This window comes from Paraburkholderia nodosa DSM 21604, assembly GCF_000519185.1.
GTDB classification, from domain to species: domain Bacteria; phylum Pseudomonadota; class Gammaproteobacteria; order Burkholderiales; family Burkholderiaceae; genus Paraburkholderia; species Paraburkholderia nodosa.
In genome coordinates this window covers 399,230-421,662 of record NZ_JAFA01000001.1, presented here as the reverse complement: position 1 = coordinate 421,662, position 22,433 = coordinate 399,230, and the positions used below count along the sequence as shown (strand labels likewise).

Genomic DNA, 22,433 nt, shown 5'->3' with positions numbered 1-22,433 from the left:
CGGGCTCGTATTGCACTGAGTCGCGCGTGCTCAACCTGAGACACGCCTGCGCCGCGATTTTCGTGCGCACGTAGTAGCATCTCGCCCGATGAAAACCGTCCTCACCCGCGACTTTCTCGCGCTGATCCTGAGCGTGGCCGTGGTCGGCCTCGGCTCCGGCGCGACGCTTCCGCTCACTGCCCTCGCCCTTACCGACGCCGGCTACGGGACCGCCATCGTCGGCCTGCTCACTGCCGCCCAGGCGCTGGGGGGCCTCGCCGTCGTGCCGTTCACGGCATGGATCTCCACACGCTTCGGCTCGCGCCAGGTGATCGTCGGCTCGGTGCTGACCGTGGCCGTCGCGACCGCATTGATGCAGGCAAGCGCCAACCTGTGGCTCTGGGCGCTCCTGCGCATGCTCTGCGGCGCGGCGCTCATGCTGCTCTTCACAATCGGTGAAGCCTGGGTCAACGAACTCGCCGACGATTCGAACCGCGGCCGCGTGGTGGGCATCTACGCGACCACGTTCACGCTGTTCCAGATGTCGGGTCCGGTGCTCGTGAGCCAGATCGCGGGCTATACGGCGTGGCGCTTCGCAATCTGCGGCGCGCTCTTTCTCATCGCGCTGCCGATGCTCGCGGCGATCCGCTCGAGTCCGCAGCAAACCGACATGCACGAGCCGCACGGAAGCTGGCGTCACGTGATGCCGAAAATGCCCGCGCTCATCGTCGCCACCGGCTTTTTCGCGCTGTTCGATACGCTCGCGCTGTCGCTGTTGCCGCTATTCGCGATGGGTCACGGCATCGACACCGAGGTGGCCGTGCTGTTCGCCTCGGTCGTGCTGCTCGGCGACACGACCATGCAATTCCCCATCGGCTGGCTCGCCGACCGGCTCGGCCGCGAGCGCGTGCATGCGCTCATGGGTGTGATCGTCGCGGTGCTGCTGCCGCTGTTGCCGTTCGTCGTCGATACGCCCTGGCTGCGCTGGCCGCTCCTCTTCGTGCTGGGCGCGGCGGCGGGCTCCATTTATACGCTCGCCATCGTGGCCTGCGGCGAGCGTTTCGAGGGCGTCGCGCTCGTTTCCGCGAGCGCGCTCGTGAGCGCGGCGTGGAGCGCGGCGAGCTTCGGCGGCCCGATCGTCACCGGCGCACTGATGGAGCACGCGGGCCGCGACGCCATGCTGTGGGTGCTGTTTGCGGGCGCATTGGTGTTTCTCGGCGCACTGCGCTGGGAGCGCTCGCGCGGTTTGGCGCAAGCGCGCGCATAACGCGAGCACGAACGAAAAACGGCCGATGCGCCCTCAAAGCGCATCGGCCATTTTGCTTGCTGCGTCCCAGGCGTGGTTACTTCAGAGCCGGGAGAATCTTGCCGACGCAGGCACCAAAGCCCACGCGATAGCCATCGCCCTGGCACCAGCCCGCGAGCGTGAGTTCGTCGCCGTCTTCGATGAAGCCGCGCGTGCCGCCGCTCTTCAGTTCGAGCGGATTCTTCGCGTTCCACGTGAGTTCGAGCAGGCTGCCGAACGAGTCCGGCGTCGGGCCCGAGATCGTGCCCGAACCCATCAGGTCGCCCACGCGCGTGTTGCAACCCGCCACGGTGTGATGCGCGAGTTGCTGCGCCATCGACCAGTACATGTGGCGGAAATTCGTGCGCGCGATGGTCGTCGCCTCGGCCGCGCCATCGGGGCGCATCAGCACTTCGAGCGAAATGTCGAACGCGTGGTCGCCCTCGTGACGCAGGTAGTCGAGCGGCTGCGGTTCCTGCACCGGCTGCGCGACGCGGAACGGCGCCAGCGCGTCGAGCGTCACAACCCACGGCGAGATCGTGGAAGCGAAGGTCTTCGCGTTGAACGGCCCGAGCGGCACGTACTCCCATTGCTGGATGTCGCGCGCGCTCCAGTCGTTGAGCAGCACCATGCCGAAGATGTGGTCCTCGGCGTCTTCGCACGCGATCGGCTCGCCGAGCGCATTGCCGCGCCCGACGATGAAGGCCGTTTCCAGCTCGATATCGAGCTTGCGGCACGCGCCGAACACCGGGCGATCCTGATCGGGTAGCTTCAACTGGCCGTTCGGGCGGCGCACCGGCGTGCCGCTCACCACCACCGACGAAGCGCGGCCGTTATAGCCGATCGGCATCTCGGACCAGTTCGGCAACAGCGCATTCTTCGGATCGCGAAACATCGAGCCGACGTTCGTCGCGTGCTCCTTCGACGAGTAGAAGTCGGTGTAGCCCGGAATCTGCACGGGCAGATGCAGCTTCGCGTCGGCGAGCTTCACGAAGGCGCGCTGGCGCAACGCCGCGTCGTCGCGCAGCGCGGCCGTTTCGCGCGCAAGCAGCGACGAAAGTTGCACGCGCACGCTGCGCCACGTCTCGCGGCCAAGCGCGATGAAGTCGTTCAGCGCGGCACGCGCAAAGACGTCCTGCTGCGCGCCCGCGGGCAGACGCAGCAGCCCGGCTTCGTGCAGCACCGCAAGGTCGGCCACGAGGTCGCCGATCGCCACGCCCACACGCGCCGTTGCGTTACTGGTATCGCTGAACACGCCGAACGGCAGGTTCTGGATCGGGAAGTCGCACTGCGCGTCGTTCGCGCTCTCGACCCAGCTCTTGCGCCTCGCGTCGAGCGTTGCCTTGAGTTCGTCCGTCATGGTGCTGTTCATTGCTGCTCCGGATTGAAGTGTTTCGTGAGGCCTTGCCAGCACTCGTAGTAATGCGCCTGCAACTGGCTCGTTTCGAGCGCGTAGCGCGTCGGGCGGATCAGCGTGCGGGTCTCGAACATGAACGCCATCGTGTCGCCGACCTTGTGCGGTTTCGTGGTGTCGGCATGCGAGGCTTTTTCGAAGGTCTCGGCATCCGGGCCGTGACCCGACATGCAGTTGTGAAGGCTCGCGCCGCCCGGCACGAAGCCTTCGGCCTTGGCGTCGTACACGCCGTGCACGAGGCCCATGAACTCGCTCGCCACGTTGCGGTGATACCAGGGCGGGCGGAACGTGTTCTCGGCCGCGAGCCAGCGCGGCGGGAAGATCACGAAGTCGATCGAGTCGACGCCCGGCGTGTCCGTGGGCGCGTGCAGCACGAGGAAGATCGAAGGATCGGGGTGGTCGTAGCTGATCGAGCCGATCGTGTTGAAGCGGCGCAGGTCGTACTTGTAGGGCGCGTAGTTGCCGTGCCACGCCACCACATCGAGCGGCGAGTGGCCGATGTCGGCGCGCCAGAGCTGGCCGTTAAGCTTGGTAACGAGCTCGAACTCGCCTTCGCGGTCTTCATACGCGGCGACGGGCGTGAGGAAGTCGCGCGGATTCGCGAGGCCGTTCGAGCCGATCACGCCGAGATCCGGCAGACGCAAGAGCGCGCCGAAGTTCTCGCAGATATAGCCGCGTGCTTCGCCATCGGGCAGATCCACCGTGAAGCGCACGCCGCGCGGGATCACGACGATCTCGAAGGGTTCGACGTTGAGCCGGCCCATCTCCGTGCGGATGGCAAGACGCCCTTGCTGCGGGACGATCAGCAGCTCGCCGTCGGTGTTGTAGAAAAAGCGGTCCACCATCGGCCGGTTCGCCGCGTACAGGTGGATCGCGCAGCCGCTCATCGAGGCCGCCGAGCCGTTGCCCGACATCGTCACCCAGCCGTCGATGAAATCGGTGGGTTCCGTAGGCATGGGCAGCGCGTCCCAGCGCAGCTGGTTGGGCGGCGTGGGCGGCACGTCGCCGAAATCGGCGACGAGGCGCGGCGCGCCATTCACATCGAGGCGCGCCGTGACCGGCACAAACGGCTGATGCACGGCGCCCGGACGGATCCGGTAGAACCAGGTGCGGCGGTTGTGCGAGCGCGGCGCGGTGAACGCGGTGCCGGAGAGCTGCTCGGCGTACAGGCCATAGGCGCAGCGCTGCGGCGAGTTCTGGCCTGCGGGCAGCGCGCCCGCCAGCGCCTCGGTCGCGAATTCGTTGGCGAAGCCGCTCATGTAGCCGTGCTGGACTTCGGTTGGGTGCCGCAAAGGTGCGTTCATTGCTGTCTCTCCACGTTCTCGGGTCATGACATGACGTCACGCGATTTACGAATGGTAAAACTGATTACGATTAGTGAAATTAGGCGTATACCCTGACGAGTGGCCGATCGCCTCCAGAACGGGCGCGAATGGTCGATAACGTTATGACCAAACAGTCCATCCGGCGCGGCTGCGGGCTGCTACCATCGGGTCATGCGACCCCGTGTGGGGCTCACGCTTTTCACCCGCTTTCACCCGCTTTCCGCTACATCACCATGATCGCTCCCACCATTCCCGAGCTCGTTGCCCGCGCCGCCGACCATCCGTTTCTCGGTGAGCACCTGGCGATGGGCACTGGCGCTCACGCCAAAGAGGCCGTGGCGCAGCGGCGCGGCGTGGAGCTATTGAGCGCCTACGAGCCGATTTACGACATCAGCGTGCACAGCGGGGCGCAGTCGCTCACCGCCGATCTCGCGATGGCCTCGCGCTTCGGCGATGAACTCGGCTTTCAGGCGGTCACGCTGCGCGAACAGGACGGCCTGCTCGCGCCCTGCGACGCATTCAGCGACACGCTCGACGATCCCGACCTCGTCGCGGTCGACCGCATGGTGCGCGCGCTGCACGCCATCAATTTTCTGGGTGGCCAGCAGCACGGGCTGCTCTTCCTGCGCGTGCACGAGCGGCTCCTGAAGAGCGTGAAGTACGACCATGGAAGGCATTTCTCGAACGTGCTGGTGTCGTTCGGGCTCAACCCCGGGCGCATCGTGATCGAGCTGCCGGCGGCGGCGGTCGCGCACCGCACCTTTCTCGGCTATCTCACGAAGAGCTATCAGCGGTACGGGTTCAAGGTGGCCGGCAATCTGCCCAATGCCGGGCAGATTCTTTCGGTGTCGGACGTGCCTCGGCCTGACTTCGTGAAGATGGATGCGGCGTCTGCGCTGCGCGATTCGATGGTGAAGCCGCTCGTGAGCTATGCGGCGCGGCTGCGCATTCCGCTGATTTTCAACCGCGTGACCGATGCGGCGCAGTTCGAGCAGTTGCAGCAATACGACGTGCGCTTCGTGCAGGGGCCGGTGTTCGCGACCCAGGACAAGGTGATTTGAGGGTGTGATGCAAGCGCGGCGCCGGGCGGCGCCTGAGAGGCCTTAGAGGCTGACGGGTTCCTGCTCCAGCTCCACGCCGAAGCGCGCGAGCACGTCGCGCTGGATCGCCTCTGCGAGTTCAAGAATGTCCGCGCCGGTCGCGCCGCCGCGATTGACGAGCACGAGCGCCTGACGCTCATGCACCGCCGCCGCGCGCACCGCGCGGCCCTTCCAGCCGCACCGGTCGATCATCCAGCCCGCCGCGAGCTTCACGCGCCCGTCGGCCTGCTGGTACGAAACGATCTGCGGCTCGCGCACGACGAGCGTATCGAACTGCTGCGCTTCGATCACGGGATTCTTGAAGAAACTGCCCGCATTGCCGAGTTCGAGCGGGTCAGGCAGCTTCGCGCGCCGCACCGCGACCACGGCGTCGAACACGGCGCGCGCATGCGGCGTCTCGCCGGCGTTGTGCTGCGCCAGCTCGCGCACGAGGTCGGCGTAGCCCGCGTTGGGCTGCCAGACCTTCGGCAGGCGGAACGTGACCGCAGTAATGACGAAGCGATCGCGCCCTTCGCGCTTGAAAAAGCTGTCGCGGTAACCGAAGCGGCAGGCGGCCGCGTCGAACTCCACGGCTTTGCCCGTCGCCATCTCGATGGCCCGCACCGCCACGCAGCGCTGGGCCATCTCGAGCCCGTAGGCGCCGATGTTCTGAATGGGCGCCGCGCCCACCGTGCCCGGAATCAGCGCCAGATTCTCGAGGCCCGGCATGCCCGCTTCGAGCGTCCAGGACACAAAATCGTGCCAGTTCTCGCCCGCGGCCGCTTCCACGTACCAGGCGTGGCCGTCTTCGTACGCGACGCGCTTGCCGGCCAGCGCCATGAGCAGCACGAGACCATCGAAATCGCGCGTGAGCACGACGTTGCTGCCGCTGCCCAGCACGAGCGTGCGCAAGCCCTGGGCGCGCGGATCGCGCACAGCGGCGGCGAGATCGGCCTCGCTTTCGACCCGGCACGCGTAGCGCGCGCGCACGTCGAAGCCGAACGTGTTGTGCGCGCGCAGCGCAAAGCCGGCGGCAAACCACGTAGTGACGGGCGTTTGGATGACGGGCATCGAGGAAGAACGGAACATGGACAGCAGACGAAAAATGGCCGGAGAGGCCGCCGGCGGGCACCTGCGCACCGCGGACTCGCCACCGGGCGGCGGCAAGCCGCCTTGGGCAAACGCAACAGCGCCGGTAGAATGGCGTCGGTCCGTGATTATAGCGAGTGCGCGAACCGCTGCCTGAAAATGCGTCAGCGGGCTGCGGAATACGGCTGCGACCCGCGGGCACTCAGCTTGCATAGATTTTGCATCGCCGTTTGCGCACCTCGTACTTTTTGGAGAAAGCAATGCCATCGTTTGACGTCGTCAGCGAAGCCAACATGATCGAAGTAAAGAACGCCGTGGAGCAATCCAACAAGGAGATCTCCACGCGCTTCGACTTCAAGGGCTCGGATTCGCGCGTCGAGCAAAAGGAGCGCGAGCTGACCGCGTTCGCCGACGACGATTTCAAGCTCGGCCAGGTGAAGGACGTGCTGGTGTCGAAAATGGCCAAGCGCAATGTGGACGTGCGCTTCCTCGATTACGGCAAGATCGAGAAGATCGGCGGCGACAAGGTCAAGCAGGTCATCACCGTGAAGAAAGGTGTGTCGGGCGACCTCGCGAAGAAGATCGTGAAGCTCGTGAAGGACAGCAAGATCAAGGTCCAGGCGAGCATCCAGGGCGACGCCGTGCGCGTAACGGGCACCAAGCGCGACGACCTGCAAAGCGTGATCGCCATGCTGCGCAAGGACGTGACCGACACGCCGCTCGACTTCAACAACTTCCGCGATTAACGCGGCAAGTCCAGCGCATGGCGGGGCGGCTCGGGCCGCCCCGTTTCATTTCAGACGTTTGCGCGTTTCTCGCGCTCAGTCCGCCGTCACCACGAGCGGCATGAGCACTTCGCCGGTTTCCAGCAGTGTCTTGAGATTCGAGAGGATGCGTGGCCAGCCGCCCGACACCTTCTCGATGAAGATCGATCCCGGCCGCGCCACGCTATGCGTAATCGTGAGCTTGACCGCGTACTCGACGGGTTCGATGTCGATCGTGCACAGCGAATCGCCCTCGGCATGGAGTTCGGCCAGGAACATGTTGCGCCAGCGCAGCACGAGCCGGCGCGGGGGATCGGATTCGACCACCGCGCCCGAGTCGGCAATCCGGCCGTCGGCGAAGCGCAGCGACCAGGGCGAGCCCGTTTGCCAGTCGCATTCGTGATGCATGCCGAACCAGTAGCGCTCGGTGAACTCGCGGCTCGTGAGCGCCGTCCACAACGCCTGCGGCGTGGTGCGGATGAACGTGACGTAGACGAACGTCGAGTCGCCGGCGGCACTGCCTTGCGTGTGCTTGTCGCTACTCATGACTGTCTCCTTCGAGTGATCGCTTGAGGTCGACGAGCGCGCCCACGCGCTCGTGCTCGAACTTGCCGATCCAGCGCGCGGCAATCTCGCCGATGGGCACCGGATTGATGAAATGCCGCTTCTCGCGCCCATGCCGCTGCGTCGCGACGAGATTCGCCTCTTCCAGCACCGCGAGATGCTTCGTGACCGCCTGGCGCGAGATGGCCAGCCCCTCGCATAAATCGGTCAGCGTCTGGCCGTTTTTCGCGTGGAGGCGGTCCAGCAGTTGACGGCGGCTCGCGTCCGCCAGCGCGCGGAATACGGCGTCGTCGTTCATGCAACTATTATGCAACCGTATGGTTGCATGTCAAGGTAAAAAAACGGCGCCGCAGCACCGTCCTTTCACTCCGCGAGATTGGCGCCCCAGCCGCGCCGGCCTACTTGCCGGCGCCCGCCGCCTTCTTTTCGCCGATACGGCTCTCCTTGCCCGCGAGGAGCTTGGAGATGTTCGCGCGATGCCGCCAGAACAGCAGCACGCTCATGGCGAGGATGGCGAGCGCGACGACGCGCGGGCCGAACATGAACACGTAGTAGAGCGGCGCGAACACGGCGGCCGCCAGCGCCGCGAGCGACGAGTAGCGCGTGAAGAACGCGACGATAAGCCAGGTGGCAAGCGTGGCGACACCGAGAATCGGATTCACGGCGAGCAGGACGCCGGCCGCAGTGGCGACGCCCTTGCCGCCCTTGAAGCGGAAGAACACCGGATACAGGTGGCCGAGGAACACGGCGATCGCGGCGAGCGCGACGGCGGCGTCACCCAGACCGTAACGCGGGCCGAAGTGCGCGACGAGCCAGACGGCCAGCCAGCCCTTGAACGCGTCGCCGATCAACGTGAGGATCGCGGCCTTCTTGTTGCCGCTGCGCAGCACGTTGGTCGCGCCGGGATTGCCGGAGCCGTAGGAGCGCGGATCGTCGAGGCCCATGAAGGCGCTCACGATCACGGCGAACGAAACCGAGCCGATCAGATAGGCGAGAACGGCGACGAACAGGTTGTACATGCACGAAACCCGGAGGAAGTGGAACGATGCGCGCCGGGCGGTAGCGATGGTCATCGCCGCCCGGCAACGCGCGACGGCGCTCATTCTACCGAAGCGCGGGCGCGCCCTGCCCACAGCGGCGGCACAACCACGCACAAACCAGGGTAATCAGGGAAGCAACGGGAACTGAGGGGCGGATCCGCTCAGCGAGCGTCGCGCGTTATTCAAACGTTATTCGACGCTCGCGCACTGCACCGGCTCCGCGTTCAGGAGCGTCGTGAGCACCGCGGGGGCAAGGCTCACGAGATAGCCGCGACGGCCCCCGTTGAGCCAGATCTCGTCGAGTTCGAGTATGGTCGATTCGACGTACACGGGCATGGCTTTCTTCGTGCCGAAGGGCGACGTGCCGCCCACCAGATAGCCCGAATGACGGTTCGCGACTTCGGGCTTGCACGGCTCGATGCGTTTCGCGCCGATCTGCCGCGCGAGATTCTTCGTCGACACCTTGCGGTCGCCATGCATGAGAACGATGAGCGGCTTCGCGCTCTCGTCCTCCATCACGAGCGTCTTGACGACGCGATGCTCGTCCACGCCGAGCTGGCGCGCGGACTCTTCCGTGCCGCCGTGTTCGACGTACTCATAGGGATGCTCGCCGAATGCGACGCCCGCGCGGCGCAGCATCTGCGTGGCGGGCGTTTCGGACACATGTTTCGTTTTGCTCATCGGCGCATTGTAATCGGATGGTCTGCAACAACTGCGCCAAACGCGTTTGCCAGGGTCAGCCGCGCGGGTGATGCTTCTCGTGCAACAGGCGCAGCCGCTCACGCGCGACATGCGTATAGATCTGCGTCGTGGAGATGTCGCTGTGGCCGAGCAGAAGCTGCACGACCCGCAAGTCCGCGCCGTGATTGAGCAGGTGCGTGGCGAACGCGTGGCGCATCGTGTGCGGCGAGAGCGGCGCGTGGACGCCCGCCGCCGCCGCGTGGCGCTTGATGATGTGCCAGAACTGCTGGCGCGTCATGCCTTCGGCGCGCGCGGTCACGAACAGCGCGTCGGCCGTGCGTGCGCCGAGCAGCGCCGGCCGCGACTCGCGCAGATAGCGCTCGATCCACGCGTGCGCCTCCTCGCCGAACGGAATGAGCCGCTCTTTCGAGCCCTTGCCGAGCACACGCACGACGCCTTCGTTCAAGCCCACCTCGACCGTCTTGAGCGTGACGAGTTCGGTCACGCGCAGGCCGCTCGCGTACATCAGTTCCAGCATCGTGCGATCGCGCAGGCCGAGTGGCGTCTCGACATCGGGCGCGCCGAGCAGCGCCTCGACCTGCGCCTCGCTCAAGGTGGACGGAAAGCGCGGCGCCTGCTTCGCCGAGCGGATGCGCACGGTCGGGTCCGAATGCACGCGCTGCTCGCGCAGCGCCCAGCCGTAGTAGCGCCGAAACACCGAAAGGCGCCGGTTCGCCGACGTGGATTTATCGTCCTTGCGGCGCGCACTGTAGGCGAGCAAGTCGTCTTCGTGGGTCGTATCGAGCGCATTGGAGCGCTCGCGCGCGAGCCATTGCGCGAAGAGGCGCAGATCGCGCCGGTAGGCGTCGAGCGTGTTGCGCGAGAGGCCATGCTCGAGCCACATGGCGTCGCAGAACGTGTCGATGGCGGTGAGGCTCGATGCGAGCACTTCGGCCGCGGCGGGGTCGAGCGCCTGCTCCGCTTCGTCGGCGGCGTCGCTTGCGGCAAGCGGCGGATTCGTCGTCATCGTCATCGTGTCAGCGCAGTTGAAATCGGTTCGACGTGCATTCGTGGGCGAGCAGCCAGCGCTTCACGTCGCGAAAGAAGCCTTCGCCGCCGTGATGCGCGAAACCGCCGAGGCCGCTCGCCGACACCACGCGATGACACGGAATCACGAGCGGAAAGGGATTGTCGCCGCACGCCTGGCCCACGGAGCGCGGGCTGACGCCGCCAATGCGCTTCGCGAGTTCGCCGTAGGTCAGGACTTCTCCCGCTTCGATTGCGCAGATGCCGTCCCACACGCGCCGCTGGAATTCCGTGCCGAGCGGCGCGAGCGGCAGGTCGAAGCCGGCGTCGGCGTTCTCGAAATACTGGCCGATCTGCCCGGCCGCGCACGCGGCGAGTTCGCAATCTGGCGCGACGCTCGCCGTGTGTCGCGGCAGATAGACGATCTCGCGCAGCGCTTGACCGACGGTGCGGATGCCGATCTTGCCGAATGGCGCGTCGATCACTGCGTTGAACATCGTCGTCTCCTTCGTGCGCGAACGTTGCACGCCATGGTGCCGCGTTGGGCGCGCGATTTCCAGCGCGCCGTCGTTCAGTTTCATGTCCATGCCCGCCTCTGCCAATTTCATCCGCATCAAGCCGCTTCGAGCGCCCAGTGCACGTGCTCGCGCACGACCGCCGATTCGTCATGCTCGCGCTCGCGCAGCGCCTGCACGATCGCCGCGCGCGCGGCGTCGCGGGCGTTATCCGCGCCTTCACGCGTGGCGCGCAGCGCATTGCCCATCGCCACCGCGATGTTGCGTGACCAGCTCTCGTAGCCGATGCGCCGTATCGCGCTGCCCTGCATGCGCTCGTCGAACTGCGCCGCGCTCCAGCCGAACAGGTCGACGAGACTCGCGCGATCGAGCCCATGGCGCACGTCGAAATCCGCGACAGGCGCGGCCTTCGCGAACTTGTTCCATGGGCACACGAGCTGGCAGTCGTCGCAGCCATACACACGATTGCCGATCAGCTCGCGCAGTTCCAGGGGAATACTGCCCTTGAGCTCGATCGTGAGATAGGAGATGCAGCGGCGCGCATCCACGCGATACGGCCCGGTGATCGCCCCCGTTGGGCACGCGTCGATGCAGCGCGTGCAACTGCCGCAATGCGCGCCCGGCGTTTCCGGTGCGGCGCTGGCTGGGTCGTCGGCGTCGGTGGGCAGCGGCACGTCCACGTAGATCTCGCCGAGAAAGAAGAGCGAGCCCGCGTCGCGCTGCAGGAGCAGCGTGTGCTTGCCGCGCCAGCCCACGCCTGCCTTCTGCGCAAGCTCGACTTCGAGCACCGGCGCGGAGTCGGTGAACACGCGAAAACCGAACTGGCCGATCTCGGCCTCGATGCGCTCGGCAAGCTGCTGGAGTCGCGCGCGCAGCACCTTGTGATAGTCGCGGCCGCGCGCGTAAATCGACACGACAGCGGCATGCGGGTCGGCGAGTCGCGCGTGCTCGCGCAGACGCCAGTCGGCGTGAACGCTCTGGTGGGCAACGTTCGTGCCAGCGCTCTCGCTGCGATCCGGGCCGCCTTGCGAAGCACTTTCGTGCGTCTTTCCCGCTGCATTCGGCGCGAGCGTATCGATGGGCAAATAGGCCATGCGTGCGGTGATCACGCGTCGCGTGCCGGCCACAAGCTCGGCGGGCCGCGCGCGTTTCATCCCATGTTTGGCCATATAATCCATCTCGCCGTGGCAGCCTGCTTCGAGCCACGCGGCGAGGCCCGCCTCGGCATGGGAAAGGTCGGTGTCACTGATACCGATCGCACCGAACCCCAGCTCGCGCCCCCACGTCCGGATGCGCGCCGCGAGCGCGGCGAGCGCCGCCTCATCAAGCGGCGTGGCCTGCTCGACGGCCGGCGCAGACGACTCTCGCGGCGCGTCAGCTCGAGCATGCGCTCGAGCACCCGCCTGAGCGGACGTTGGGTCGAGCGCCTCCGAAGACGCGCGCGCATCCTGCGCGGAGTTGGAAGGGGAGTACGTGGGGTTCATTACGTCATTTTACGAGAATGCCCGACACGCCCGGTCACGACCACGCGCCGCTTTCGCTTGATCCATCCGCCGCCGTTCTCCTCGAACGCCGTTTCGATCTTGCAGACACCGACGCCACCGACGCCTTCGGCGCACGCTTTGCGCACGCGCTCGACTCGCTGCGCGCGAATCGTGCGGAAAGCCACGACGCACCGACCTTTCATGGCCTGCACGTGCAGTTGCACGGCGACCTCGGCGCGGGCAAGACTTCGCTCGTGCGCGCCACGTTGCGCGCGCTCGGCCACACGGGCCGCGTGCGCAGCCCCACCTACACGCTCGTCGAACCGTACACGGTCGCCACGCCCTGTGGGGAACTCCAGCTTTATCACTTCGATCTGTACCGTTTCAGCGATCCGGCCGAATGGGCCGACTCGGGCTTTCGCGAATATTTCGCGCAAGATGCGGTGTGCCTCGTCGAATGGCCGCAACGCGCGGGCGGCCTGCTTGGCGTACCCGATCTCGTGTTCTCGCTGGAGCCGGATGCAAGCGGCGAAGGCCGCGTGCTCACCGCCTACGCATACAGCGCATCAGGAAAGGCATGTCTAGAAAGATGTTAATCAAACCGTTCCGCTCGATCGAATCGGCCGCCACCGCCACGCACAACTGGCGTCGCCGGCAGATTCTGAAGGCGGGCGCCTCCACGCTCGTGCTCGGTCTTGCCGTGCCGCGCCTCGCGTGGGCCACTTCGGTCGTCGGCGTGCGCGTGTGGCCCGCGCGCGACTACACTCGCGTCACCATCGAATCGGACCAGCCGCTGCAGAACACGCAGCAACTGCTGCAGGGCCCGGATCGGCTCGTCGTCGATCTCACCGGACTCGATCTCGACGACGCGCTCAAGAACCTCGTCTCCAAGATCACGCCGAACGATCCGCAGATCCAGGCCGTGCGCGTGGGCCAGTACCAGCCGCACGTGGTGCGCATGGTGTTCGACCTCAAGGGCGGCGTGAAGCCACAGGTGTTCACGCTGGCCCCGATCGGCTCGTACAAGTACCGGCTCGTGTTCGACCTCTACCCGGCGGTCGCGCCCGACCCGCTCATGGACCTGCTGGCGCAAACCGAGCACAAGCAGCAGCAGCTCGACGCGCACGAAGCGATGAAGGACAGCGTGCCGCCCTCCACGCCGCCCACGCTCGCCGGTCCCAATGCCGGAATCGGCGCGCCGGCTGCGCACGACAACAGCGACGCATTTTTCGAGCGCTACGCGCAGAACGACTCGGGCGCCTCGCCCGGCACGCCGCGTTCCGCGCCCCCCGTCGTTGCGCCGCGTCCGCCGAGGCCTGCCGCGCCGAAGCCGCCCGTCGTCGCCCAGCGCAACAACGACGACGACAACGCCAGCGCCAGCGCCGACGACAACTACGGCTTCACCGCGCCGAAGTCCACCAGGGGCGGCACCACGCGCCTGTTGACGGTCGCGATCGATCCGGGCCACGGCGGCGAGGACCCGGGCGCGATCGGCAGCGCGGGCACCTACGAGAAGCACGTCGCGCTCGACATCGCGAAGAAGCTGCGCGCCAAGATCGACGCCCAGCCCAACATGCGCGCGATGATGACGCGCGACGCCGACTTCTTCGTGCCGCTGAACGTGCGCGTGCAGAAGGCGCGCCGCGTGGGCGCGGACCTGTTCGTCTCGATCCACGCCGACGCGTTCACGACGCCCGAGGCACGCGGCTCGTCGGTGTTCGCGCTGTCGGAGCACGGCGCGACGAGCGCCGCGGCGCGCTGGATGGCGAACAAGGAAAACGCGTCGGATCAGATCGGCGGCATCAGCGTGCAGACGGCCGACGCCGCCGTGAACCGCGCGCTCTTCGATATGTCGACGACAGCGCAGATCCGCGACTCGCTGCGTTATGGCGGCTTCGTGCTCAACGAGGTCGGCGAGATCAACAAGCTCCACAAGGGCTCGGTCGAGCAGGCGGGCTTCGCGGTGCTCAAGGCGCCTGACATTCCGTCGATCCTCGTGGAGACGGCCTTCATCAGCAATCCCGAAGAAGAGACCAAGCTCAACGACGACGCCTATCGCGAGAAGATGGCGAACGCGGTTCTCAAGGGCATCAAGCGCTATTTCGCGGCCAATCCACCGCTTGCGAAAAGCCGCATGACCTGAGTGCCGTGTGAGGCATCCGGCGGCTTCAGAAGCGCCGCGCAAGCCTTCGGGCTCGCGCGGCGTTTTTCATCTGGCGCGCAGGCGTTACGAGCGCACGGCCCCGAGGCGCTGCTTGACCCAGCCCCCGAATACGTTGACGGCGAGGCCGCCCATCACGAGCACGGCGCCGCCGATCTCGGCCGCGCTCAACTGCTCGCCGAGCAGCAGCGACGCCGAGGCCAGCCCGACGATCGGCACGAGCAGCGAGAACGGCGCCACCTGGCTTGCGGGATACTTCGAGAGCAGGCGACTCCAGAGGCTATAGCCGATGAGCGTCGCCACGAACGCGAGATAGACGATCGCGCCCACCGACGTCACGCCGATGCCCGAGAGCGCGGCCACGATGCGCTGCGGGCCTTCCGTCCAGTACGAAAGCACGAGAAACGGCAGCGGCGGCACGAGGCTCGCCCACACCACGAGGCCAACGAGGTCCACCTTGCCCACCTTCTTCGTGACGATATTGCCGAGCGCCCACATGCAGGCCGCACACAGCGTGAGCGCGAAACCGGCGATGGTCATGCCTTGCGCACTGTTGCCCGCCCCGCCCCCCATCGACTGCACGCCGATCAGCGCGAGACCGCCCGCGGCGATCAACAGGCCGATGACGTTCTGCGCGTGAAAGCGCTCACGCAGAAATACCGCCGCAAAACCGAGCGTGAAGAACGCCTGCGCCTGCAGCACGACCGAAGCGAGGCCCGCGGGCATGCCCACGTACATTGCCGTGAAGAGGAACGCGAACTGGCCGAGCGAGATGGTCGTGCCGTAGGCCAGCAGCCAGCGCAGCGGCATCCGCGGGCGCTTCACGAACAGCACCGCGGGGAACGCCGCCAGCATGAAGCGCAGCGCGCCGAGCAGGAGCGGCGGCACGCCGTGCAGCCCCACCTTGATCACGACGAAATTCACGCCCCACGCGAGCACCACCACCAGCGCGAGCAACAAGTCCTTCGGCGACATCCCCTCTCTCCCTTTTTGCGTCAGACCTCTTCTTCGAAGCGGCGATCTTACCGCCTCGCGCCGCGGCGCGCCGTGCCGCCCGCGCCGGGCCCCTGGGTTGGCCGCACGCCGGGAAAGCCGGCGTTAGAATGAGCGCCAGCCTCGCGCGCGGCCTGCCCGCGCGTCGATTTCGCCCACTGTTGGGCTCAAGCGCGTGCCGTACGACTCATCCAGGAAGCATCATGTCCTCATCGATCAAAGCGGTTCTCAAGCCTCATCAACGCGACATCGGCAATCTCTATGTGCGGCGCGTGCTGCCCGCGCTCGCCGCACGCCTCGTCGGCCCGTTCATCTTCTTCGACCACATGGGCCCCGCCACGCTCGCGCCGGGTTCGGGCGTGGACGTGCGCCCGCATCCGCATATCGGGCTCGCGACGGTCACCTATCTCTTCGACGGCGCGCTCATGCATCGCGACAGCATCGGTTCGAGCCAGAAGATCGTGCCCGGCGACGTGAACTGGATGACGGCCGGGCGCGGCATCGTCCACTCCGAGCGCACGCCCGACGAGGACCGCGCCACCGGCCTCACCATGCACGGCATCCAGACCTGGGTGGCGCTGCCGCTCGATCACGAAGACGCCCAGCCGTCGTTCTTCCATCACGCCGCCGCCATGCTGCCCGAAATCGAGCGCAACGGCGTCACGATGCGCGTGATCGCCGGCACGGCGTTCGGCGCCACCTCGCCGGTCGAGACCTTTTCCGGCACGCTCTACGTCGCCGCAGATTTTGCGCCGGGCAGCGCGTTCGCGCTCGACGCGGAGCACGAAGAGCGCGGCGTGTATCTCGTGGAAGGCGATCTCGCGATCGACGGCACGCCGCTCGAACAGCACACCATGGCCGTGCTGGTGCCGGGCGAAACCGCCACGCTCTCGAGCACGAATGGCGCACGCGTGATGCTGCTCGGCGGGGAAAAGCTCGAAGGCGAGCGCTTCATCGAATGGAACTTCGTGGCAAGCTCGCGCGAGAAGATCGAAGCCGCGAAAGAAGCCTGGACGCGCCAGGAAATGGGGCATGTTCCCGGCGAAACGGAATGGATTCCGCTGCCGGAAAAGAAGCCGCGCTAACGGCTCGCCGCTTCGGACGGATGATTGAAACCTGGGCGTTTCGTCCCCAACTAGCGACATGACGCATTTCTCAACGAGGACGCAATGGACACCACTCTCGCCACTTTCGAAAAAGACGTGATCGAAGCGTCGGCGCTCGCGCCGGTGCTGGTCGACTTCTGGGCGCCCTGGTGCGGCCCTTGCAAGAGCCTCGGCCCGATGCTCGAAAAGCTCGAGGCCGACTACGCGGGCAAATGGAAGCTCGTGAAGGTGAACGTCGACGAGAACCAGGAGCTCGCCGCGCACTTCGGCGTGCGCAGCATTCCGCACGTCGTGGCGTTCGCGGACCGCCAGGCGGTCGATCAGTTCGTGGGCGTGCTGCCCGAAGGCCAGCTGCGCCAGTTCCTCGACGGCCTGATCCCCGACGGCGCCGACGCCGCGCGCCATGCCGCGCAGGAGGCGCTGGCCGAGGGCCGCCGCGACGAAGCCTATGAAGCGCTGCAGGCCGCGCTCGCGTTCGATCCGGGCAACGACGAAGTGCGCATGGACCTGATCGAGATGCTGCTCGCCGACAACCGCGCCGACGACGCGCAAAAGGAAGTCGAGCTGCTCTCGCCCAAGACCACACAGGGCATCGACGCGCGCTTTAACGCGCTCAAGACGCGCCTCGACGCGCTCGACGCCGCCGCCGACCTGCCGCCCACCGACGCGCTCGAAGCCCAGGTGGCCGCCAATCCCGGCGACCTCGAAGCGCGCTTCGATCTGGCGAGCGCGCTGATCGCGCGGCACAAGTACGCGGGCGCGCTCGAGCATCTGCTGGAGATCGTGAAGCGCGACCGCGCCTTTCGCGACGATGTGGGCCGCAAGACCATGCTTTCCGTGTTCGATCTCGCGGCGCATCAGCCGCAGCTCGTGAGCGAGTGGCGACGCAAGCTGAGCGCGACGCTGAACTGATATTGGGCACGCGGAGGACGCCGCGCGCGTCCTCGCGTTACAGCCTCGCCTTACGTTCAGTCAGCTACGCCTGCTGAACCCGACCGTACTGGTCGTCGAAGCGCACGATGTCGTCCTCGCCGAGATAACAGCCCGACTGCACCTCGATGATCTCGAGCGCCGTCTTGCCTGGATTCTCGAGCCGGTGGGTCATGCCAAGCGGGATATAGGTCGATTCGTTTTCGGAAAGCAGGAGCACCTCATCGCCGCGCGTGACGCGCGCCGTGCCGCGCACCACGGTCCAGTGCTCAGCGCGGTGGTGATGCATCTGCAATGAAAGCCGGCCACCCGGCTTGACAACAATGCGCTTGACCTGAAAGCGCTCGCCCTGATCGACGGAGTCGTACCAGCCCCACGGGCGCTCCACGCGCCGGTGCTGCCGGGCCACCTCACTGTGCTGCGCCTTGAGCTTTGCAACCACCGCCTTGACGTCCTGAACGCGGTCCTTCGCGACAACGAGCACGGCGTCCGCTGTCTCGACCACCACCATGCCCCGCACGCCCACGCAGGCAACGAGCCGGCCGTCCGAATGAACGAAGGTATCCGCCGCATCCTCGAACAGCACGCGCCCGCGCGCGACGTTGCCATTCTCGTCCTTCTCCGAGACCTGCCACAGGGCATCCCACGCCCCGACGTCCGACCAGCCCGAACGAAGCGGCACAACCACGCCCGCGAGCCGCGCATTGACGCCGACCGACTCCATCACCGCGTAGTCGATCGAATCGGACGGACAGGAGGCGAGCGCATCGCGGTTCAAGTGGACGGTGCCGTCAGCGTCGACGGAAGCATTTTGGAAAGCCGCCGCGCACTGCGCCGCGATGAGCGGCCGGCTGTGCGCGATCGCCGCGAGCCAGACCGATGCGCGCACAACGAAAATCCCGCTGTTCCAAAGATAGTTACCCGAAGCGACATAGCTTGCAGCGCGCTCAGCATCGGGTTTTTCCACAAAATGCTCGATGCTGCGCGCTCCGCTGCTGCCGAGCGGCAAACCCGCACCGATGTAGCCGTAGCCCGTTTCGGCACGCTGCGGCGGCACGCCAAGTGTGACGATGGCGCCGCGCGCCGCGTGCGCCACGGCTTCCTCGAGCGCGGCGGCAAACGCGGCGCCATCGGCGATCAGATGGTCGGCGGGCATGGCAACGAGCACGGGATCGCCGTCGCCGCTGGCGGCAAGCGCGACCGCCGTCAGCGCGGGCGCCGTGTTGCGCGCGAGCGGTTCGAGCACGAAGCGAGCGGCCATGCCACTGCGACCGAGACGGTCAGCGGTCAGATGGCGCAAGTCCTCGCTGCTCACGACGAATGGCGCAGCCTTGCGAACCGCGGTGTGCGCTTCAGGCAATGCGGCGCCGGCGTGCAGGAACACGCCATCGAGGCGCCGTACAGTCGCCTCGAGCAGCGACTCGCCATCGAGCAGATCGATCAGTTGCTTGGGACATTGTTCGCGCGAAAGCGGCCATAGCCGCGTGCCGGAACCACCCGCCAGCACAACGGGCTGAACGACGAGTTCGGCGTCACCTTCGCTGATCGCGGCTAGCAGGCCGGCAGATGTCACATCGTTGTTCATTCGAGTCACTCCCCCCGAAGTCATGCACCGAGTCTCGTTATTGGTTCGCGTACGGATGACATTTGAGCAAGACACATCGCGCGAATCTGTACGCGCAACCACATTGATCGCATGGACCGTCAGGAAATTTTTCTTTGGGACGCAGGCGCAGTCATCGCGCAGTCATCGTTATGTGCGGCAACGCACGAAGCGCGAAGATGGCCGCGCAAGGTGATGTTTCACATCCGAACGTTTTTGCGACAGTGTCGGTGCCCCCCCAACAGAACTGAATCAAAACCGCGTCGCTTCAAAGGCAGGCACAGAACGCTCTCAAGGCGATGGCCCAACGATGTTTCAGCGAGGACTCATTTCCGCGCATCCGCGTGCGCAGCGAAAGTAGCTATATAAATCAAGGCGTTGGCGACATCAAACTCTAGCGACTTCGCAAACGGCGCCGCGCTGGCGCTGTACAAAACTGAAACAATAATGCGGCTTTGCGTCGCGCCGGAAATAGCTCGCGCCGCGCAGAACCGCAAGCGTCCTCACTTTCGCGGCTGCTGGCACAACCCCTGCTAAGTAGAGTTCGCCACACAGGCGTAGATGCCGACAATAAAGATCGCAAAACGCTAACGGGGCTTATGGGGCCGGCGCATCGAACGTAGAGCCGTACGGGTAGCGGCGATAACAAAAAGTTCGGCAGCCGGAAACAGAAAAAACAGGAGGCGGCATACGCCGCTTTACGCGAGGACCGATCATGTTGACCCTTCAATCCGATCTGCACGGCAATCATCTGCTGGGCGCACTTCCGTCGAACGAGTGGCAGGCGTTGGCGCCGCATCTCGAACTTGTTCAACTGCGCAATGAACAACTGCTCTGCGATTGCGGCCAGCGCATTCATCACGTTTATTTTCCGACGACCGCCGTCATCTCGATGCTCACGACAATGGAAGACGGTAGTTCCGTCGAAATTGCAGCCGTGGGCCGGGAAGGCATGACCGGCGTGCCTGTGCTGACCGGTGGCGAAACGATGCCGAACCGCGTGCAAGTGCAAAGTTCGGGCTTCGCCTACCGCATCAGCGCACAGGCGCTCAAGCAGCAGTTTGCGCGCTCGGACCTCCTGCGCCGCATCACGCTGCTTTACATGCATGCACTGCTCACGCAGGTCGCACAGACGGCCGCCTGCAACCGGCACCACTCGCTGAGCAAGCAGCTGTGCCGGTGGCTGCTGATCGAAGTGGACCGCGTCGACTCGAACGATCTGAGCGTGACGCAGCAACTGATCGCCGACATGCTCGGCGTGCGCCGCGAAGGCGTCACGGAAGCAGCCGGCAAGCTGCACGACGAAGGTCTGATCCACCACAGCCGCGGCAAGATCCGCGTACTCGACCGCAAGCGCCTCGAAGCGCGCGCATGCGAGTGCTACGGTCTCGTACGCCGCGAGTTCGATCGCCTGCTGCCGCGTCTGCACGAAGCGGAAGCGGTCGAATAAGGCGATCGACGCGCGCGGTTCGTTCGCTTTCCAGGGCTATACGAAAGCGTGCCTTATCAGGCACGCTTTCTTGCGTTCTTGCCGCTCGGCATCAACGCCCGCTGGCTTGATGCGCCAATGCGCGCAGCACATACGAAGCCGCCGCGAAACCAAAACTCGCCGTCACGCAAACGCTCGAACCGAAGCCCGCGCAGTTCAGCCCAACCGGACCGTGATGCCCCGGCGACGTGGTGACGTGCTCGGCTTCGGCGTCGATATCGCACACGGCCGCCTCGGGATAGATAAGCGGCTCGTCCGAATACACCGCGCTCACCTTGAATTTCGCCTTAGGCCCGCGCGGAAAGCCATGCTGCTTGCGCAACTGGCCGCGCACCTTGGAGAGCAGCGGGTCCTGGATCGTGAGCGCGAGGTCGTCGATGCGAATGCGCGTGGGGTCGAGCTGCCCGCCCGCGCCGCCCACCGTGATGAGCGGCACGCGGTGCTCCACGCACCAGGCGATCAGCGCGGTCTTGGTGCGCACGCTGTCGATGGCGTCGATCACGTAGTCGAAGCCGCCGCCCAGCAACGCGTCAAAGTTCGATGGTTCGACGAAATCCTCGACGAGACGCACGTTGCAGGCCGGGTCGATGAGCTTGATGCGCTCGGCCATGGCCTCGACCTTGGGCTTGCCGTAGTTGCCGTCGAGCGCGTGGATCTGGCGGTTGGTGTTGCTCTCGGCCACGTTGTCGAGGTCGATCAGCGTGAGCTTGCCGATCGCGCTGCGCGCGAGCGCCTCGGCGGCCCAGGAGCCCACGCCGCCAATGCCGATCACGGCGACGTGGGCGCGCTCGAACGCATCGAGCGCCGGTGCGCCATAAAGCCGCGCGATTCCGCCGAATCGGCGGGCGCGGTCGGCAACATCGTCGGCAGGGCTCGGGGTAAGATCGACGGAGCCGGCGGCAGGGGAAATCGGAGTACTGGACATGACGGTAGGCAATCGTAAGCGGACCGGTCGCACGCTGCTGTCGCGGTCCTCGCAAGACCCGTATTTTGCCTGATCTCGCCGAACGAGGCCGTGCGCTCCTGGCCGGGCGCCCCTGTTTCCTCGCCTGTTCGATATACTTGTCCGCATTGAAGCGTCTGCCTAAAAGATGACCTCCCTCGCCGATCTCCGCAAGACCTACTCGCTCGGCTCGCTCGACGCCGCCGATGTCGATCCCGATCCGATCCGCCAGTTCCAGACCTGGTTCGCCCAGGCGCTCGACGCCAAGCTGCCCGAGCCCAACGCCATGACGGTCGCCACGGTCGACGCACAAGGCCGCCCCGCCGCGCGCATCCTGCTCATCAAGGGCGTGGACGAGCGCGGCTTCGTGTTCTTCACGAACTACGAAAGCCGCAAGGGCCGCGAGCTGAGTGCGAATCCGCATGCAGCGCTACTCTTTCACTGGATCGAGCTGGAGCGCCAGGTCCGCATCGAGGGTAAGGTCGAACTCACGAGCGCCGAGGAAAGCGACGCCTACTTCAACTCGCGCCCGCTCGGCTCGCGCATTGGCGCGTGGGCTTCGGAGCAAAGCACGGTGATCGCGAACCGCGAGACGCTCGAAGCGCGCGAGCGCGAAATCGCCGCCCAGTATGGCGAAGCGCCGCCGCGCCCGCCGCACTGGGGCGGCTACCGGCTCGTGCCGGAGGCCATCGAGTTCTGGCAGGGCCGCCCGTCGCGCCTGCACGACCGCATCCGCTACACGCGCGAGCGCGCGGGCGCGGCCTGGCAAATCGAGCGTCTCGCGCCCTGAGTGCATGCGCGCGGCGTAACACATGTACCGCACTTACGCCGCGCCCACCGGGTTTTCGTCTCACCGCTTTCGTTGCACGTCGTTCAGTAGCTCGCTGTTGCCATAACGCTGTTGCCAAAAACCTGCATCGCAATTCGCTTTTGTCATTGGGCTTCAATCGTTCATCTGACACG

The 22,433-nt window shown here is 66.0% G+C and carries 22 protein-coding genes; 9 read left to right on the top strand and 13 right to left on the bottom strand.

Translation table 11 applies throughout. The features are described from left to right. The first annotated feature begins 88 nt into the window (after nucleotides 1-88). Nucleotides 89-1,246, top strand: coding sequence for an MFS transporter (locus tag A3CW_RS0101925; protein WP_028202063.1), 1,158 nt, complete (start codon nucleotides 89-91; stop codon nucleotides 1,244-1,246). 76 nt (nucleotides 1,247-1,322) lie between these two features. Here A3CW_RS0101925 and fahA read toward each other — a convergent pair whose 3' ends face one another. Next, nucleotides 1,323-2,636, bottom strand: a complete 1,314-nt coding sequence (gene fahA / locus A3CW_RS0101920) for a fumarylacetoacetase (RefSeq protein WP_028202062.1) — start codon at nucleotides 2,634-2,636, stop codon at nucleotides 1,323-1,325. Next, a complete protein-coding gene (gene hmgA, locus A3CW_RS0101915) occupies nucleotides 2,633-3,982 on the bottom strand; it encodes a homogentisate 1,2-dioxygenase (RefSeq protein ID WP_035512138.1) in 1,350 nt (449 codons plus the stop codon). Before hmgA ends, fahA begins: the two co-directional genes overlap by 4 nt. A gap of 254 nt (nucleotides 3,983-4,236) precedes the next feature. Between hmgA and A3CW_RS0101910 the strand changes: the two genes are divergently transcribed. Beyond that, a complete protein-coding gene (locus tag A3CW_RS0101910; protein ID WP_028202060.1) occupies nucleotides 4,237-5,064 on the top strand; it encodes an EAL domain-containing protein in 828 nt (275 codons plus the stop codon). A gap of 42 nt (nucleotides 5,065-5,106) precedes the next feature. Here A3CW_RS0101910 and murB read toward each other — a convergent pair whose 3' ends face one another. Beyond that, complete coding sequence (gene murB, locus A3CW_RS0101905; RefSeq protein WP_028202059.1) at nucleotides 5,107-6,153, bottom strand: UDP-N-acetylmuramate dehydrogenase; 1,047 nt, start codon at nucleotides 6,151-6,153, stop codon at nucleotides 5,107-5,109. Between the two features lie 278 nt (nucleotides 6,154-6,431). Between murB and A3CW_RS0101900 the strand changes: the two genes are divergently transcribed. Further along, complete coding sequence (locus A3CW_RS0101900) at nucleotides 6,432-6,917, top strand: YajQ family cyclic di-GMP-binding protein (RefSeq protein WP_028202058.1); 486 nt, start codon at nucleotides 6,432-6,434, stop codon at nucleotides 6,915-6,917. 75 nt (nucleotides 6,918-6,992) lie between these two features. On the opposite strand, the gene A3CW_RS0101895 is transcribed toward A3CW_RS0101900, so the two are convergent. The 7 genes from A3CW_RS0101895 to queG form a co-directional block, all read right to left on the bottom strand. Then, nucleotides 6,993-7,481 carry an SRPBCC family protein gene (locus A3CW_RS0101895; RefSeq protein ID WP_051481110.1) on the bottom strand — a complete coding sequence of 163 codons (489 nt, stop codon included), beginning with the start codon at nucleotides 7,479-7,481 and terminating at the stop codon, nucleotides 6,993-6,995. Beyond that, the gene (locus A3CW_RS0101890) at nucleotides 7,474-7,797 is read right to left on the bottom strand and encodes an ArsR/SmtB family transcription factor (RefSeq protein WP_028202056.1); all 324 of its coding nucleotides are present in this window, start codon (nucleotides 7,795-7,797) and stop codon (nucleotides 7,474-7,476) included. The genes A3CW_RS0101895 and A3CW_RS0101890 overlap by 8 nt, the downstream gene beginning before the upstream one ends. A gap of 100 nt (nucleotides 7,798-7,897) precedes the next feature. Next, a complete protein-coding gene (gene plsY, locus A3CW_RS0101885) occupies nucleotides 7,898-8,518 on the bottom strand; it encodes a glycerol-3-phosphate 1-O-acyltransferase PlsY (RefSeq protein WP_028202055.1) in 621 nt (206 codons plus the stop codon). A gap of 210 nt (nucleotides 8,519-8,728) precedes the next feature. Next, nucleotides 8,729-9,220 carry a Cys-tRNA(Pro) deacylase gene (gene ybaK / locus A3CW_RS0101880; RefSeq protein WP_028202054.1) on the bottom strand — a complete coding sequence of 164 codons (492 nt, stop codon included), beginning with the start codon at nucleotides 9,218-9,220 and terminating at the stop codon, nucleotides 8,729-8,731. A gap of 55 nt (nucleotides 9,221-9,275) precedes the next feature. After that, on the bottom strand, nucleotides 9,276-10,253 hold the full coding sequence (xerD, locus tag A3CW_RS0101875; RefSeq protein WP_407669680.1) for a site-specific tyrosine recombinase XerD: 978 nt from the start codon (nucleotides 10,251-10,253) through the stop codon (nucleotides 9,276-9,278). A gap of 4 nt (nucleotides 10,254-10,257) precedes the next feature. Next, nucleotides 10,258-10,743 carry a methylated-DNA--[protein]-cysteine S-methyltransferase gene (locus tag A3CW_RS0101870; protein ID WP_028202052.1) on the bottom strand — a complete coding sequence of 162 codons (486 nt, stop codon included), beginning with the start codon at nucleotides 10,741-10,743 and terminating at the stop codon, nucleotides 10,258-10,260. Between the two features lie 116 nt (nucleotides 10,744-10,859). Beyond that, a complete protein-coding gene (queG, locus tag A3CW_RS44855; RefSeq protein WP_081771482.1) occupies nucleotides 10,860-12,245 on the bottom strand; it encodes a tRNA epoxyqueuosine(34) reductase QueG in 1,386 nt (461 codons plus the stop codon). A gap of 17 nt (nucleotides 12,246-12,262) precedes the next feature. Here queG and tsaE point away from each other — a divergent pair, with 17 nt between their 5' ends. Next, the gene (gene tsaE / locus A3CW_RS0101860; protein ID WP_028202051.1) at nucleotides 12,263-12,841 is read left to right on the top strand and encodes a tRNA (adenosine(37)-N6)-threonylcarbamoyltransferase complex ATPase subunit type 1 TsaE; all 579 of its coding nucleotides are present in this window, start codon (nucleotides 12,263-12,265) and stop codon (nucleotides 12,839-12,841) included. Beyond that, on the top strand, nucleotides 12,823-14,388 hold the full coding sequence (locus A3CW_RS0101855) for an N-acetylmuramoyl-L-alanine amidase (protein ID WP_028202050.1): 1,566 nt from the start codon (nucleotides 12,823-12,825) through the stop codon (nucleotides 14,386-14,388). The genes tsaE and A3CW_RS0101855 overlap by 19 nt, the downstream gene beginning before the upstream one ends. Before the next feature lie 84 nt (nucleotides 14,389-14,472). Here the strand turns inward: A3CW_RS0101855 and A3CW_RS0101850 are convergent, their stop codons facing one another. Continuing rightward, nucleotides 14,473-15,381 (bottom strand): EamA family transporter, encoded by a 909-nt coding sequence (locus tag A3CW_RS0101850; RefSeq protein ID WP_028202049.1) that lies wholly within the window; start codon nucleotides 15,379-15,381, stop codon nucleotides 14,473-14,475. A 221-nt stretch (nucleotides 15,382-15,602) separates the two neighbouring features. Between A3CW_RS0101850 and A3CW_RS0101845 the strand changes: the two genes are divergently transcribed. Continuing rightward, the gene (locus tag A3CW_RS0101845) at nucleotides 15,603-16,484 is read left to right on the top strand and encodes a pirin family protein (RefSeq protein WP_028202048.1); all 882 of its coding nucleotides are present in this window, start codon (nucleotides 15,603-15,605) and stop codon (nucleotides 16,482-16,484) included. An 84-nt stretch (nucleotides 16,485-16,568) separates the two neighbouring features. Beyond that, the gene (gene trxA, locus A3CW_RS0101840; RefSeq protein WP_028202047.1) at nucleotides 16,569-17,417 is read left to right on the top strand and encodes a thioredoxin; all 849 of its coding nucleotides are present in this window, start codon (nucleotides 16,569-16,571) and stop codon (nucleotides 17,415-17,417) included. A 64-nt stretch (nucleotides 17,418-17,481) separates the two neighbouring features. Here trxA and A3CW_RS0101835 read toward each other — a convergent pair whose 3' ends face one another. Continuing rightward, nucleotides 17,482-19,020 (bottom strand): mannose-1-phosphate guanylyltransferase/mannose-6-phosphate isomerase, encoded by a 1,539-nt coding sequence (locus A3CW_RS0101835; RefSeq protein WP_035512136.1) that lies wholly within the window; start codon nucleotides 19,018-19,020, stop codon nucleotides 17,482-17,484. A gap of 733 nt (nucleotides 19,021-19,753) precedes the next feature. Between A3CW_RS0101835 and A3CW_RS0101830 the strand changes: the two genes are divergently transcribed. Beyond that, on the top strand, nucleotides 19,754-20,488 hold the full coding sequence (locus A3CW_RS0101830) for a Crp/Fnr family transcriptional regulator (RefSeq protein ID WP_028202045.1): 735 nt from the start codon (nucleotides 19,754-19,756) through the stop codon (nucleotides 20,486-20,488). A 91-nt stretch (nucleotides 20,489-20,579) separates the two neighbouring features. Here the strand turns inward: A3CW_RS0101830 and tcdA are convergent, their stop codons facing one another. Further along, on the bottom strand, nucleotides 20,580-21,452 hold the full coding sequence (tcdA, locus tag A3CW_RS0101825) for a tRNA cyclic N6-threonylcarbamoyladenosine(37) synthase TcdA (RefSeq protein ID WP_051481107.1): 873 nt from the start codon (nucleotides 21,450-21,452) through the stop codon (nucleotides 20,580-20,582). 166 nt (nucleotides 21,453-21,618) lie between these two features. Between tcdA and pdxH the strand changes: the two genes are divergently transcribed. After that, a complete protein-coding gene (gene pdxH / locus A3CW_RS0101820) occupies nucleotides 21,619-22,260 on the top strand; it encodes a pyridoxamine 5'-phosphate oxidase (protein WP_028202043.1) in 642 nt (213 codons plus the stop codon). Nucleotides 22,261-22,433: the final 173 nt, after the last annotated feature.

Excerpts from the sequence above, each read along its gene's own strand:
- A3CW_RS0101835 (WP_035512136.1), bottom strand. The coding sequence starts at position 19,020 with ATGAACAACGATGTGACATCTGCCGGCCTGCTAGCCGCGATCAGCGAA.
- A3CW_RS0101900 (WP_028202058.1), top strand. The coding sequence starts at position 6,432 with ATGCCATCGTTTGACGTCGTCAGCGAAGCCAACATGATCGAAGTAAAG.
- xerD (WP_407669680.1), bottom strand. The coding sequence starts at position 10,253 with ATGACGATGACGACGAATCCGCCGCTTGCCGCAAGCGACGCCGCCGAC.
- tcdA (WP_051481107.1), bottom strand. The coding sequence starts at position 21,452 with ATGTCCAGTACTCCGATTTCCCCTGCCGCCGGCTCCGTCGATCTTACC.
- A3CW_RS0101850 (WP_028202049.1), bottom strand. The coding sequence starts at position 15,381 with ATGTCGCCGAAGGACTTGTTGCTCGCGCTGGTGGTGGTGCTCGCGTGG.
- A3CW_RS0101855 (WP_028202050.1), top strand. The coding sequence starts at position 12,823 with ATGTCTAGAAAGATGTTAATCAAACCGTTCCGCTCGATCGAATCGGCC.
- murB (WP_028202059.1), bottom strand. The coding sequence starts at position 6,153 with ATGCCCGTCATCCAAACGCCCGTCACTACGTGGTTTGCCGCCGGCTTT.
- A3CW_RS0101890 (WP_028202056.1), bottom strand. The coding sequence starts at position 7,797 with ATGAACGACGACGCCGTATTCCGCGCGCTGGCGGACGCGAGCCGCCGT.
- tsaE (WP_028202051.1), top strand. The coding sequence starts at position 12,263 with ATGCCCGACACGCCCGGTCACGACCACGCGCCGCTTTCGCTTGATCCA.
- A3CW_RS0101870 (WP_028202052.1), bottom strand. The coding sequence starts at position 10,743 with ATGTTCAACGCAGTGATCGACGCGCCATTCGGCAAGATCGGCATCCGC.
- A3CW_RS0101910 (WP_028202060.1), top strand. The coding sequence starts at position 4,237 with ATGATCGCTCCCACCATTCCCGAGCTCGTTGCCCGCGCCGCCGACCAT.
- hmgA (WP_035512138.1), bottom strand. The coding sequence starts at position 3,982 with ATGAACGCACCTTTGCGGCACCCAACCGAAGTCCAGCACGGCTACATG.
- A3CW_RS0101925 (WP_028202063.1), top strand. The coding sequence starts at position 89 with ATGAAAACCGTCCTCACCCGCGACTTTCTCGCGCTGATCCTGAGCGTG.
- plsY (WP_028202055.1), bottom strand. The coding sequence starts at position 8,518 with ATGTACAACCTGTTCGTCGCCGTTCTCGCCTATCTGATCGGCTCGGTT.
- pdxH (WP_028202043.1), top strand. The coding sequence starts at position 21,619 with ATGACCTCCCTCGCCGATCTCCGCAAGACCTACTCGCTCGGCTCGCTC.
- queG (WP_081771482.1), bottom strand. The coding sequence starts at position 12,245 with ATGAACCCCACGTACTCCCCTTCCAACTCCGCGCAGGATGCGCGCGCG.
- A3CW_RS0101830 (WP_028202045.1), top strand. The coding sequence starts at position 19,754 with ATGTTGACCCTTCAATCCGATCTGCACGGCAATCATCTGCTGGGCGCA.
- A3CW_RS0101895 (WP_051481110.1), bottom strand. The coding sequence starts at position 7,481 with ATGAGTAGCGACAAGCACACGCAAGGCAGTGCCGCCGGCGACTCGACG.
- A3CW_RS0101845 (WP_028202048.1), top strand. The coding sequence starts at position 15,603 with ATGTCCTCATCGATCAAAGCGGTTCTCAAGCCTCATCAACGCGACATC.
- ybaK (WP_028202054.1), bottom strand. The coding sequence starts at position 9,220 with ATGAGCAAAACGAAACATGTGTCCGAAACGCCCGCCACGCAGATGCTG.
- fahA (WP_028202062.1), bottom strand. The coding sequence starts at position 2,636 with ATGAACAGCACCATGACGGACGAACTCAAGGCAACGCTCGACGCGAGG.
- trxA (WP_028202047.1), top strand. The coding sequence starts at position 16,569 with ATGGACACCACTCTCGCCACTTTCGAAAAAGACGTGATCGAAGCGTCG.